Source organism: Burkholderia sp. USMB20 (assembly GCF_000949135.2).
GTDB lineage: Bacteria > Pseudomonadota > Gammaproteobacteria > Burkholderiales > Burkholderiaceae > Burkholderia.
This window is the reverse complement of sequence record NZ_JTAN02000012.1, coordinates 367,101-379,533: the sequence shown is the minus strand read 5'-3', so window position 1 is coordinate 379,533 and position 12,433 is coordinate 367,101. Positions and strand designations below refer to the sequence as shown.

Annotated in this window: 9 protein-coding genes and 2 pseudogenes; 6 read left to right on the top strand and 5 right to left on the bottom strand. The window is 68.3% G+C overall.

Annotation, left to right across the window (positions count from 1 at the left end; all coding sequences use genetic code 11):
- Window positions 1-89: 89 nt before the first annotated feature.
- On the top strand, window positions 90-3,188 hold the full coding sequence (locus tag PL79_RS14920; RefSeq protein WP_044844537.1) for a transglycosylase domain-containing protein: 3,099 nt from the start codon (window positions 90-92) through the stop codon (window positions 3,186-3,188).
- Window positions 3,189-3,222: 34 nt separating this feature from the next.
- Here the strand turns inward: PL79_RS14920 and PL79_RS14915 are convergent, their stop codons facing one another.
- The gene (locus PL79_RS14915) at window positions 3,223-3,570 is read right to left on the bottom strand and encodes a GFA family protein (protein ID WP_044844538.1); all 348 of its coding nucleotides are present in this window, start codon (window positions 3,568-3,570) and stop codon (window positions 3,223-3,225) included.
- 152 nt (window positions 3,571-3,722) lie between these two features.
- On the opposite strand from PL79_RS14915, the gene PL79_RS14910 reads away from it, so the two are divergent.
- The gene (locus PL79_RS14910) at window positions 3,723-3,968 is read left to right on the top strand and encodes a DUF1272 domain-containing protein (protein ID WP_044844539.1); all 246 of its coding nucleotides are present in this window, start codon (window positions 3,723-3,725) and stop codon (window positions 3,966-3,968) included.
- Between the two features lie 27 nt (window positions 3,969-3,995).
- Here the strand turns inward: PL79_RS14910 and PL79_RS14905 are convergent, their stop codons facing one another.
- Window positions 3,996-4,715 carry a FadR/GntR family transcriptional regulator gene (locus PL79_RS14905; RefSeq protein ID WP_235879271.1) on the bottom strand — a complete coding sequence of 240 codons (720 nt, stop codon included), beginning with the start codon at window positions 4,713-4,715 and terminating at the stop codon, window positions 3,996-3,998.
- Between the two features lie 119 nt (window positions 4,716-4,834).
- Between PL79_RS14905 and dgoD the strand changes: the two genes are divergently transcribed.
- Window positions 4,835-5,983, top strand: coding sequence for a galactonate dehydratase (dgoD, locus tag PL79_RS14900; protein ID WP_044844540.1), 1,149 nt, complete (start codon window positions 4,835-4,837; stop codon window positions 5,981-5,983).
- A 139-nt stretch (window positions 5,984-6,122) separates the two neighbouring features.
- Here the strand turns inward: dgoD and PL79_RS14895 are convergent, their stop codons facing one another.
- Window positions 6,123-7,055 (bottom strand): CopD family protein, encoded by a 933-nt coding sequence (locus PL79_RS14895; RefSeq protein ID WP_044844541.1) that lies wholly within the window; start codon window positions 7,053-7,055, stop codon window positions 6,123-6,125.
- A 377-nt stretch (window positions 7,056-7,432) separates the two neighbouring features.
- On the opposite strand from PL79_RS14895, the gene PL79_RS14890 reads away from it, so the two are divergent.
- The 3 genes and pseudogenes from PL79_RS14890 (at window position 7,433) to PL79_RS14880 (ending at window position 11,026) form a co-directional block, all read left to right on the top strand.
- Window positions 7,433-8,197 (top strand): c-type cytochrome, encoded by a 765-nt coding sequence (locus PL79_RS14890; protein ID WP_044844542.1) that lies wholly within the window; start codon window positions 7,433-7,435, stop codon window positions 8,195-8,197.
- 19 nt (window positions 8,198-8,216) lie between these two features.
- Window positions 8,217-9,509, top strand: a pseudogene (locus PL79_RS14885) (c-type cytochrome); the annotation flags it as partial.
- A 74-nt stretch (window positions 9,510-9,583) separates the two neighbouring features.
- Window positions 9,584-11,026: pseudogene (locus PL79_RS14880) on the top strand (DEAD/DEAH box helicase).
- Here PL79_RS14880 and PL79_RS14875 read toward each other — a convergent pair.
- Together PL79_RS14875 and PL79_RS14870 are read right to left on the bottom strand one after the other, a co-directional pair.
- Window positions 11,020-11,529: a hypothetical protein gene (locus tag PL79_RS14875; RefSeq protein WP_044846780.1), complete on the bottom strand. Its 510-nt coding sequence runs from the start codon at window positions 11,527-11,529 to the stop codon at window positions 11,020-11,022. The pseudogene PL79_RS14880 and the gene PL79_RS14875 sit on opposite strands and share 7 nt — an antisense overlap.
- Window positions 11,530-11,598: 69 nt before the next feature.
- Entirely contained in the window at window positions 11,599-12,426 is an 828-nt protein-coding gene (locus PL79_RS14870) for a ferritin-like domain-containing protein (RefSeq protein WP_044846781.1), read from the bottom strand.
- Window positions 12,427-12,433: the final 7 nt, after the last annotated feature.

Sequence of the window (12,433 nt, the reverse complement as noted above, 5' to 3'; positions counted from 1 at the left end):
GTGAACCACCCTTGGCAGCCCGCTGCGGAGGACTACACTAATCCTTAATGGGGTGCGGCCGGAGCCTGCGCCTTCAGGGAGACGCCGCCATGAATCGGCCGCTGAATCGCATCCTGCCGCGCGTGACCGGGAGTGCATCGGTCTGGACGTGGATCAAGTGGTCCTTGCTCGCCGCGCTGGTGATCGCGGTGGCGATCATTGCCCGGCTCGTGATGACCGAGTTCGAGACGTCGCGCCTGCAGGCGCGCTACCTGTCCGAGCTCACCCGCGACATCGGCTATACCGTCGAGGCGGGCGCGAGCGATCACATCCGCTTCCCCGTCAACGGGCCGTACGACCAGCGCCTCGGCTATTCGCTGCTTCCCGCGTTCCAGCAACATCTGCTCGCGCGCGGCTTCGTCGTCGGCAAGCAGGCGCGCGATTCGGAACGGATGCTGTCGCTCGCCGATCGCGGCCTGTTCCTGCCTTACGAAGAGAAAGACCAGGCCGGGCTGATGCTGTTCGACTCGACCGGCTCGCCGCTGTTCGCGACCGTGTTCCCGCAACGCGTGTACGCCGACTTCGACACGGTGCCGCGCGTCGTCGCCGATTCGCTGCTGTTCATCGAGGATCGCTACCTGCTCGACGCGAACCAGCCGAACCGCAACCCGGCGATCGACTGGGGCCGCTTCGGCCGCGCGCTCGCCGACCAGGCGCTGCACGTCGTCAACCGTCATCAGGCACGCCCGGGCGGCAGCACGCTCGCGACGCAAATCGAGAAGTTCCGCCATTCGCCGGACGGCCGCACCGCGACGCCGCCGGAGAAGCTGCGCCAGATCGCGTCCGCGTCGATCCTCGCCTACATGAACGGCCCGCAGACGATGCTCGCGCGCCGCGCGATCGTCGTGCGCTACCTGAACTCGGTACCGCTCGCCGCGCGGCCGCACGTGGGTGAAATCACCGGCATCGGCGACGGTCTCGCCGCGTGGTACGGCCGCGACTTCAACGACGTGAACCGCATCCTGTCCGCGCCGACGACCGGCGACAACGTCGACGAACAGGGCAAGACATTCCGCGAAGTGCTGTCGCTGATCATCGCGCAGCGCGCGCCGTCGTACTTCCTGAATCGCGGCTATCCCGCGCTGCAGAAGCTGACCGACAGCTACCTGCGGCTCCTGTCGAACGGCGGCGTGATCTCGCCCGCGCTGCGCGATGCGGCGCTTGCCGCGCAGATCGAGCGCAGCGCGCCGCCGGCCGCCGCGCACGTGCAGTCGTTCGTGTCGCGCAAGGCCGTGTCGTCCGCGCGCGCGTCGCTGCTGTCGGCACTCGGGATCAGCGACCTGTACCAGCTCGACCAGCTCGACCTGGAAGCCACCAGCACGCTCGACAACGGCGTGCAGCAGGCGGTCGCCGAACGGCTCGCGAAGGCGTCGACCCGCGACGGCGCGCAGGCCGCCGGCCTGTACGGCTTCGAGATGCTCGCGCCGAAGGACGACCCGTCGCACCTCACGTACAGCTTCACGCTGTACGAGCATCGCAACGGCGCGAACATGCTGCGCGTGCAGACCGACAGCGTGAACCAGCCGTTCGACGTGAACCGCGGCGGCCGCATCAACCTCGGCTCGACCGCGAAGCTGCGCACGCTGATCACCTACCTGCAGATCGTCTCCGACCTGCATGCGCGCTACGGCAACCTGTCGAACGCGCAACTCGCGAAGGTGAAGCCCGACCCGCTCGACGGGCTGTCGCACTGGGCGCTCGACTACCTGTCGCATACGCGCGACCGCTCGCTCCAGGCGATGCTCGACGCGTCGGTCGAACGCAAGTACTCGGCGAGCCCCGACGTGTTCTACACGGGCGGCGGCGCGCAGGTGTTCTCGAACTTCGAGAAGTCCGACAACGGCCGCATCCTGACGCTGCATACGGCGTTCGAGCACTCGGTCAACCTCGTGTTCGTGCGGCTGATGCGCGACATCGTCCATTACGAGATGCTGCAGGCGGCCGGCCCGTCGTCGTCGTGGCTCGACGATCCGGCGCAGCGCAAGCATTACCTCGAGCAGTTCGTCGACGGCGAAAGCCAGGTCTACCTGAAGCGCTACTACACGCGCTATGCGGGCAAGGCGCCCGACGACGCGCTCGCGCTGCTGCTGCAGAACGTGCGCAAGTCGCCGCCGAAGATCGCGACCGTGCTGCGCAGCGTCGCGCCGAACGAATCGCTCGCGTGGTTCGATGCGCAGATGCGCGCGCAGCTGAAAGGCACGCCGGCCGCGACGCTGTCGGACGACGATCTCGCCGCGCTCTACGCGAAATACGCGATCGACCGCTTCAACCTCAACGATCGCGGCTATATCGCGAGCGTCCACCCGCTCGCGCTGTGGACGCTCAACTACCTGCGCGCCCACCCGAACGCGTCGCTCGCCGAGGTCCGGCGCGACAGCCGCGATGCGCGCTTCTACACGTACTCGTGGCTGTACAAGACGCGCTACCACGCGACCCAGGACCGGCGCATCCGCCGCATGGTCGAGCTGCGCGCGTATGCGGAAATCACGAAGGCGTGGCGCGCGCTCGGCTACCCGTTCGAGGAAGTCACGCCGTCCTACGCGGCCGCGATCGGCGCATCGGGCGACCAGCCCGACGCGCTCGCGAAACTGATCGGCCTGATCGCGACCGGCGGCCGGAAGGCGCCGACCGAGACGATCACGCGCCTCGACTTCGCGAAGGGCACGCCGTACGAGACGCGCTTCGTGCGCGCGGCCGCGCAGCCGCAGCCGATGCTGTCGCCGGAGATCGTCAACGTGGCGCGCACGCTGCTGCGCGACGTCGTGCTGAACGGCACGGCGCGGCGCCTGTCGGGCGGCTTCACGCTGCCCGACGGCAAGACGCTGCAGGTCTACGGCAAGACCGGGACGGGCGACCAGCGCTTCAATGTCTACGCGCGCGGCGCGCGGCTGATCGAGTCGCGCAAGGTCAATCGCAGCGGCACGTTCGTGTTCGTGCTCGGCGACCGCTTCTTCGGCGTGCTGACGGCGACCGCGCACGAGCCTTACGCGGCGCGCTACGACTTCACGAGCGCGATGGCCGTGCAGTTGCTGAAGTCGATGGCGCCGGCGCTCGCGCCGCTGATCGAACGCCCGGCCGCGGCCGGCACGCGCACGACAGGCCCCGCGCCGCAGGCGGAAACGCCGGCGCCGCAGGTCGAGCCGTCCTGACGGCGGCCCGCGCGCTCATGCAACGACGCGCCGCTCAGTGCGAGCGGCCGTCGTAGTGCGTGACGGGCAGCGCATCGAGATCGACATCCTCGAGGCATCGCACGTTGATCGCGGCCATCGCGGTGCCGTCCGGATGGGTCCCCTCGGCGAACGTGTGGATCCCGCAGCGCTTGCAGAAGCGATGGCGGATCACGTGCTTGTTGAACAGGTAGGTGGCGAGATTGTCGTCGGGCGTGAGGAGTGTCATGTGATCGCGCGGCACGAACCACATCAGCGCGCCCTTGCGCCGGCAGATCGAGCAGTTGCAGGCCATCACGCCCTGCAGGTCGCCTTGCGCCGCGAACTTCACGTCGCCGCAATGACAGCTTCCGTGATAAAGCATGGTCGTCTCCCGGGGCGGCCCGTGCGCGTCGGCGGTATCCGGGCGGACACCGTTGGCCAGGCCGGTCCAAACGCGTACAGTAGCGCTCGCATGCGCCGCACGCAACGTCCGGCGGCGCCCGTCCCGACCCTCTCCGACCAAGGAAAACCGTCATGCTCGAACTCCGCCCCGGCTGCGAATGCTGCGACAAGGACCTGCCGCCCGATTCGGCGGAAGCGCGCATCTGTACGTTCGAATGCACGTTCTGCGCGACCTGCGCCGACGACGTGCTGAAGGGCCGCTGCCCGAACTGCGGCGGCGACCTGGTCGCGCGTCCGCGGCGGCCGGCGAGCCTGCTCGCGAAGTACCCGCCATCGACGCAACGCATCGTCAAGCCGGGCGGCTGCGCGAACGCCTGACGGCGCCGCACCGCCCGTCCGTTTCCGTCACGCCATCTCGATCCGCGCGCGCGTCACCGCGAGCAGCGACGCCATCGCGCGGCGCGCGCCGTCCTCGTCGCGCACGCGGATCGCATCGCTGACGGCAACGTGCTCGGCGAGCGATGCGTTGTAGACGTGCGCCCGGCGCGCGTTCAGATGCAATTGCGCTTCCAGCGTGCGGTCGATCAGCGCGCCGAGCGGCACCAGCAGTTCGTTGCCGCCGGCCTCCAGCACGCTCAGGTGAAAACGCAGGTCCGCACGCACCCACTCGTCGACGTTGCGCGCGGCGGCCATCGCGCGCGCCGCGCCATCGATCGCATCGAACGCTTCGGGCGTATGCGTGCGAGCAGCCAGCGCGGCCGCATGCGGCTCGATCATCTCGCGCATTTCCTGCAGCTTCAGCGCGAACGCGAGCGGCGGCGCGACGCGCGCGTACCAGTCGAGCAGGTCGGCGTCGAGCAGGTTCCATGCGCGGCGCGGCCGCACGCGCGTGCCGACCTTCGGCCGCGATTCGACCAGTCCCTTCGACGTCAGCGTGCGCAGCGCCTCGCGCAGCACCGTGCGGCTCACGCCGAACATCGCCATCAGGTCCGGCTCGCGCGGCAGCAGCGACTCGGGCGGATGGTCGCCGCGCAGGATCGCCGTCGCCAGCCGGAAGGCCGTCTGTCCATGCAGGTCGCGTTGAATGATCGTTCTCCGGTGATGGGCAACGCCGCAGCTGCCCACTATCTGCACAATAGTGCTATTAATACTATTTTTTAACGCGCTACGCTAGGATCGTCGTCACGTACTCGACCGGCGCCGCGTCCGCACGTCCGCGCCGGTCCACCCTGGAGACAAGCGACATGAAAATCACCCGCCTCGAAACCTTCGTCGTCCCGCCGCGCTGGCTGTTCCTCAAGATCGAGACCGACGAGGGCATCGTCGGGTGGGGCGAGCCGATCGTCGAGGGCCGCGCGCACACCGTCGAGGCCGCGGTGCAGGAACTCGCCGACTACCTGGTCGGCCGCGACCCGCTGCTGATCGAGGATCACTGGCAGGTGATGTACCGCGCCGGCTTCTACCGCGGCGGCCCGATCACGATGAGCGCGATCGCGGGCGTCGACCAGGCGTTGTGGGACATCAAGGGCAAGCATCACGGCGTGCCCGTGCATGCGCTGCTCGGCGGCCAGGTGCGCGAGCGCATCAAGGTGTATTCGTGGATCGGCGGCGACCGGCCGAGCGACGTCGCGAACAATGCGCGCGCAGTGGTCGAGCGCGGCTTCAAGGCGGTGAAGATGAACGGCTCCGAAGAGCTGCAGATCGTCGACACCTACGACAAGGTCGAGCAGGTGATCGCGAACGTCGCGGCGGTGCGCGACGCGGTCGGCCCGCACGTCGGGATCGGCGTCGACTTCCACGGCCGCGTGCACAAGCCGATGGCGAAGGTGCTCGCGAAGGAGCTCGATCCGTACAAGCTGATGTTCATCGAGGAGCCGGTGCTGTCGGAGAACGCCGAGGCGCTGCGCGACATCGTCAACCAGACCAACACGCCGATCGCGCTCGGCGAGCGGCTCTACTCGCGCTGGGACTTCAAGCACATCCTCGCGGGCGGCTACGTCGACATCATCCAGCCCGATGCGTCGCACGCGGGCGGCATCACCGAGTGCCGCAAGATCGCGACGCTCGCGGAAAGCTACGACGTCGCGCTCGCGCTGCACTGCCCGCTCGGCCCGATCGCGCTGGCCGCATGCCTGCAGCTCGACGCGGTCAGCTACAACGCGTTCATCCAGGAACAGAGCCTCGGCATCCACTACAACCAGGGCAACGACCTGCTCGACTACCTGCGCAACCCCGAGGTGTTCCGCTACGAGGACGGCTTCGTCGCGATCCCGCAGGGCCCGGGGCTCGGCATCGACGTCAACGAGGAGAAGGTGCGCGAGATGGCGAAGACGGGCCACCGCTGGCGCAACCCGGTGTGGCGCCACGCGGACGGCAGCGTCGCCGAGTGGTGATGCCGTGGTGAGATGAGACGCGTTGCGCGGCGGGCATGCCGCGCATCGGCTTCGAGACGGCCGCCCGACAGGCGGCCGTTCTTGCATCCGCGGCTCGCGGCGCGCGGGCACCCGGCCCTGCGCCGCGCCGACCCGACCGTCAGCCGAGCGCCGCGAACCCCGGCACGCTGGACGCCAGCACGGCGGCCGCGACGAACACGCCGATCATCGTCAGCGCCTCGAGATGCAGGATGTTGCGGAACGTGTGCGCATCCTCGGTCGACGCGGTACGGCGCAGGCGCGGCAGCGCGGAGAAGCGGTTCAACCCGCCGAGCACGAGCGCGAGCGCGACGAGCAGCAGCTTGAGCAGCAGCACGCGCCCCCACGTGCTGCCGTCGAGCGGCGCGACCGAGCCGCCGAGCCCGCGCAGTGCATTGAGCACGCCCGTGCCGAGCACGAAGACGACCGCGATCACCGACGTACGCGACAGGTGCTGGCCGATCCGGATCAGCGCGCCGCGCGCGACCGACGAGCCGAGCACCGGCAGCACCGCGAGCCCGCCCGCGAGCACGAGGCCGCCCCACACCGCGGTGGCGAGCAGGTGCAGCGTCTGCACGCCGACCGCCGCGGACAGCGGGCCGGTATCGGCCGCATGGCCGAGCGACGCCTTGCCGACCGCGACCACGATCACCGCGAGCCACAGCACCGCGTGCGCGACCGGGCCGTCCGGCTTCGCGAGCGCGACGATCGCGAGCGCCACGGCGCCGGCGAACGCGACGCTCCACGCGAAGCCCGCGTGGGTCTGCGTGAGCATGACGGGAATCGCGGCGAACGCACCGCCGAGCCCCGCGCCGCTCATCGCCGCGGCTTCGTACACGAGCCAGCCGAGATCGGCGAGCACGAGCGCGAGCGCCGCCGCGACCAGCGAATGTTGCGCGCGCAGCCATGCGGGATGCGACGGCGCGACGACCGGCCGCGCGCCGTCCTTGCCGAGCCACGCCTTGAGCAGCGCCGAGCCGACCGCCATCGCGAACGTCGCGTCCATCAATGCCGCGAGCGCGACCTGGCCGATCCACAAGCTGTCGATCCTCATCGCGCGCACCCTCCCGGGAACGGCCGGCCGGCGGCGCGGCGGCAAGTGGAACGACAGCGGGAAGACGGCAACGGCACGGTAAGGAACGTCATCGATGAATCCGGAAACGGGAGAAATGACTGGATCTGCGGCGGAGGCGGCGCCGCGCGACCCGCGAGTGTACGGTCTTCGATGGCCAAAGCGCACGCCGGTTCACACGATGCGTGCAGATAGCGCGTCAAATTGTCGCAAGTCGTAAACAGGCAGGAACCGATGACCTTTTGCCAAATAGCCGTCATTACCCATCGATGATAGAATGCCGCGTCGCAGCAGCCCGGCTGTCCTGCCGTCCATGCGCCGAGCCGATCGTAGCCCGGACAGGTCCCCGACGAATAAACATGGAGTCTCGTGTGTCTTCAAGACGCCTCTTCCGTCCGTTGCTTGCCGTTCTCCTGATCGGTGGCGCGGGCCTTATGAGCGCTGCCCAAGCGCAGACCAAGCCCACGGAGCAAGCGCACGCCCAGCAGGCGCCGCTCAAGGCACCCGATACGATGGCCGAGCGTGTGCGCGGCTGTACCGCATGTCACGGCGTTCACGGCCAGGGCACGGACAACGACTATTTCCCGCGTCTTGCCGGCAAGCCGGCGGAGTACCTGTACAACCAGCTCGTCAACTTCCGTGATGGCCGGCGCAAGTACCCGCCGATGAACTATCTGCTGACCTACCTGAACGACGATTACCTGAAGGAAATCGCCGAGCACTTCTCGGCCGAGCGTCCGCCGTACCCGACGCCGGCCAAGCCGACGCTGCCGGCTGCCACGCTCGCGCGCGGCAAGCAGCTCGTCACGCAAGGCGATCCGTCGCGCAAGCTGCCGGCCTGCGTGGCCTGCCACGGCGCAGGGCTGACCGGCATGCAGCCGGCGATCCCGGGCCTCGTCGGCCTGCACGCCGATTACCTGAGCGCACAGCTCGGCGCATGGCGCTCGGGCAACCGCCACGCGAAGGCACCGGATTGCATGCACGACATCGCCGCGAAGCTTTCCGACGAAGACGTGACGGCCGTGACCGCATGGCTCGCCGCGCAACCGGCGCCCGCCAACCCCGTGCCGGCCCCGGCGCGTTCGATGAAGACTCCGCTCGCCTGCGGCAGCGAACCGCAATAAGGCAAGGGAGACAGACACAATGAAACGCAAGTCCCTGTTTGCACTCTCGGCTGTCGCGATCGTCGCGGCCGCCGCCCTCGTGCCGGTCCTGTGGCCGGGCAACGACACGCTGCACGGCGCTGCCGCCGTCGCGGCCACGCCGGCCGACCAGGCCGCGCTGATCAAGAAGGGCGAATACCTCGCGCGCGTCGGCGACTGTATCGCGTGCCACACCGTGCGCGGCGGCAAGTCGTTCGCGGGCGGCCTGCCGATGGCGACGCCGTTCGGCACGATGTACACGCCGAACATCACGCCGGACGACAAGGACGGCATCGGCAAGTGGACGTCGGACGACTTCTACCGCGCGATGCACACCGGCCGTTCGAAGGACGGCAGCCTGCTCTACCCGGGCTTCCCGTTCGCGAGCTACACGAAGGTCACGCGCGCCGACTCGGACGCGATCTACGCGTACCTGCGTTCGGTCCCGCCGGTCTCGGTGCCGAGCCGTCCGCACGAACTGAAGTTCCCGTTCAACAACCGCAACCTGCTGATCGGCTGGCGCACGCTGTTCTTCAAGGAAGGCGAGTACAAGCCGGATCCGACCAAGTCGGTCGAATGGAACCGCGGCGCGTACCTCGTCGAAGGCCTCGGCCACTGCTCGATGTGCCACACGTCGATCAACATGATGGGCGGCCCGGTGAACTCGGCAGCCTTCGCGGGCGGCCTGATCCCGCTGCAGAACTGGTATGCGCCGTCGCTGACGAACGACAAGGAACTCGGCCTCGGCGACTGGCACGTGCAGGAGCTGTCGGACCTGCTGCAGGCCGGCGTGTCGAACAAGGGTGCGGTGTTCGGCCCGATGGCCGACGTCGTGCACAACAGCCTGCAGTACATGAGCGACGAAGATACGCGCGCGATGTCGACGTACCTGAAGTCGATCCCGCAGAAGGCTGAAGCGCCGAAGAACATGCAGTACGAGCCGTCGAAGCAGTTCGGCAACACGCTGTTCGACCAGGGCAAGAAGATCTACGCGGACAACTGCGCGACCTGCCACGCCGAAACCGGCGCGGGCAAGCCGCCGGCGTATCCGCCGCTCGCGGGCAACCATTCGATCGTGATGGAATCGGCGGTCAACCCGATCCGCATGGTGCTGAATGGCGGCTATCCGCCGAGCACGTTCAAGAATCCGCGTCCGTACGGGATGCCGCCGTTCGCACAGTCGCTGTCGAACCAGGAAGTCGCGGCAGTCGTCACGTATATCCGGATGTCGTGGGGCAACAACGGTACGCCGATCTCGCCGCAACAGGTGAGCGACCTGCGTTCCGCGCCCCTTTGCTTTTTTGCGACGCCGTTCCCCGCGCTGGCCGCGCGAGGCGTCGCCGATCATAAAACTCAAGAGTGGTATCTATGTCTTTCGAATCTCTCGGCCTGGCCGAACCGCTGGTCAAGGCGGTCAACGAGCTCGGCTACACGTCGCCGACGCCCATCCAGCAGCAGGCGATCCCCGCCGTCCTCGGCGGCGGCGACCTGCTCGCCGGCGCACAGACCGGCACCGGCAAGACCGCCGGCTTCACGTTGCCGATCCTGCAGCGCCTGCACACGTTCTACGCCGAGCATCGCGGCGCGAAGCGCGCGGTGCGCGCGCTGATCCTCACGCCGACGCGCGAACTCGCCGCCCAGGTCGAGGAAAGCGTGCGCGCGTACAGCAAGTACCTGAAGCTGCGCTCGACCGTGATGTTCGGCGGCGTCAGCATCAATCCGCAGATCGATGCGCTCAAGCGCGGCGTCGACATCGTCGTCGCGACGCCGGGGCGTCTGCTCGATCACATGCAGCAGAAGACGATCGACCTGTCGGATCTCGACATCCTCGTGCTCGACGAAGCCGACCGGATGCTCGACATGGGCTTCATCCACGACATCAAGCGCGTGCTCGCGAAGCTGCCGCCGCAGCGCCAGAACCTGCTGTTCTCGGCGACCTTCTCCGACGAGATCAAGTCGCTCGCCGACAACCTGCTCGATTCGCCGGCGCTGATCGAAGTCGCGCGCCGCAACACCACCGCGGAAAGCGTCGCGCAGAAGATCCACCCGGTCGACCGCGATCGCAAGCGCGAGCTGCTCACGCACCTGATCCGCGAACACAACTGGTTCCAGGTGCTCGTGTTCACGCGCACCAAGCACGGCGCGAACCGGCTCGCCGAGCAGCTGACGAAGGACGGCATCAGCGCGATGGCGATCCACGGCAACAAGAGCCAGTCGGCCCGCACGCGCGCGCTCGCGGAATTCAAGAACAGCACGCTGCAGGTGCTGGTCGCGACCGACATCGCCGCGCGCGGGATCGACATCGACCAGTTGCCGCACGTCGTCAACTTCGACCTGCCGAACGTGCCGGAAGACTACGTGCACCGGATCGGCCGCACGGGCCGTGCAGGCGCGACCGGCGAAGCCGTGTCGCTCGTGTGCGTCGACGAGAAGCAGCTGCTGCGCGACATCGAGCGGCTGATCAAGCGCGAGATTCCGCAGGAAGTGATCGCGGGCTTCGAACCCGATCCGACCGCGAAGCCTGAGCCGATCCAGCAACGCCGCGGCCAGCAGCCGCGCGGCGGTAACGGTGGTGGTGGCGGTGGCGGCAATCGCCAGCCGCGTGCCGGCGGCTCGGCCAGCCGGCGCGAAGCGCGACGGCAATGCGCAGCCGAAGGCCGCGAAGGCGGCCAGCCGCGCGCGGCCGGCGGTGCGAGCGGCAACGCGGCGTGGCGCCGCCCGTCAGGCGGCAACGGCGCGCGCCCCGCGAACGGCAACGCGCCGCACGCGAACCGCAACCGTTCGTCGCGCAGCGGCCAGCGCGGTCACTGAAGCCGCGCGGCCGCGCGCCGCAGGTGCTCGACCTGGCGCTGCCAGCGCGCGAGCACCTCGGCGCGCGCCTCCCCTTCCAGCGCAAACGTGACGCCGGTCGCGAGACGCGCATAGCCGACCCGCTGCGCATCGCCGTGCGCGATCGTCGCAGCGAATCCGGCAAGGCCCCCGAAGTCCCCTTCGAGCGGCTCGATCCTCAGTTGTGCCTGAAAGAATGCGCCGTCCGCGACGAGCGTCAACGCGGCCGCGCGCCGTTGTGTCAGCGCGCGCGCCGCGCGCGATTGCGGCCAGAGCGCGAGCAGCAGCGTATGCGCGTCGCGCGCGTGGATCTCGCCGACGCTGAGCAGCGTCGTGCGCAGCTGGCCGTCGTCGGTCGCGACGATCAGCGATGCGGCGAAGTCGGCATGGCGTTCGAGCGCGGTGCCGTCGAACAGCGCAACGACGGCCGGCGGCCACGCGTCGAACGTCCATTGTTCGAGCGCGTGGCGATGGGAATCGGTCATGATGGCGGCCCCGGTGAAAAGCAGATGATGATCTGCGCAGCATACGCGCGCCGGACCGCGCGGTGACGATCAGCGCATGAACACGTGCCGCGTGATCTTCGTCAGCGGATAGTGGACGCTCGGCTGGATCTTCGCGGGCAGGTCGAGCGGCTTGAGCAGCATCTTCACGCACATGTCGGCCGACAGGTTGCGCCGCACGAGCGAGCTGATGCGCGCGGCACGCTCGCGGTTGTATTGACTGTCGCCGACGCGATCCGGGTAGCGGACTGCGAACACGTGGCGCAGCGCGATCTCGGAATCCTCGTTCTTGATTTCCATCACGCGGCGCATCAGCGCGCCGAGCACCGCGAGACGGCCGTTGCCTTCGAGCTTGTTGTACTTCTTGAAGAACTTGAAGAAGTGCTTGTAGTGACGCACTTCGTCCGAGCGGATGTTGTCGGTGATTTCCTTCAGCACCGGCTCGTCCGAGCATTCGTTGATCGCGCGATAGAGCGTGGCCGTGCCCGTCTCGACGACGCAGCGCGCGACCATCTCGAGCGCGCGGGTCTTCTCGAACGCGTCGACCGAGCAGGTCTTCGAATACTCGGCGAAGAAATTCGCGAACGCGGTGTCCCAGTCGAACTCGGGCCACACGTGCGCGATATACGCCTTCAGCGCGCGCCCGTGCTGCAGTTCCTCGTGCTCCCACGCATTGTTGAGCCACGCGGACACTTCCGGATCGTCGTTGAAGAACTCGCTCAGGTTGCTCGTGTAGAGATCCGAGCCGCTTTCGATGAACGACGACGCGCACAGCAACAGCAGCAGATCCTCGTTCGCGGCGGCGCGCTGACGATCGATCCGGTTCAGGTCGATGTCCTCGATACGCCACGGCATGACATGCGTCGTTTCAGTAGGCATGGTGGTG

Coding starts and splice junctions, on each gene's coding strand:
- PL79_RS14920 (WP_044844537.1), top strand. CDS start 90: ATGAATCGGCCGCTGAATCGCATCCTGCCGCGCGTGACCGGGAGTGCA.
- PL79_RS14915 (WP_044844538.1), bottom strand. CDS start 3,570: ATGCTTTATCACGGAAGCTGTCATTGCGGCGACGTGAAGTTCGCGGCG.
- PL79_RS14910 (WP_044844539.1), top strand. CDS start 3,723: ATGCTCGAACTCCGCCCCGGCTGCGAATGCTGCGACAAGGACCTGCCG.
- dgoD (WP_044844540.1), top strand. CDS start 4,835: ATGAAAATCACCCGCCTCGAAACCTTCGTCGTCCCGCCGCGCTGGCTG.
- PL79_RS14895 (WP_044844541.1), bottom strand. CDS start 7,055: ATGAGGATCGACAGCTTGTGGATCGGCCAGGTCGCGCTCGCGGCATTG.
- PL79_RS14890 (WP_044844542.1), top strand. CDS start 7,433: ATGGAGTCTCGTGTGTCTTCAAGACGCCTCTTCCGTCCGTTGCTTGCC.
- PL79_RS14875 (WP_044846780.1), bottom strand. CDS start 11,529: ATGACCGATTCCCATCGCCACGCGCTCGAACAATGGACGTTCGACGCG.
- PL79_RS14870 (WP_044846781.1), bottom strand. CDS start 12,426: ATGCCTACTGAAACGACGCATGTCATGCCGTGGCGTATCGAGGACATC.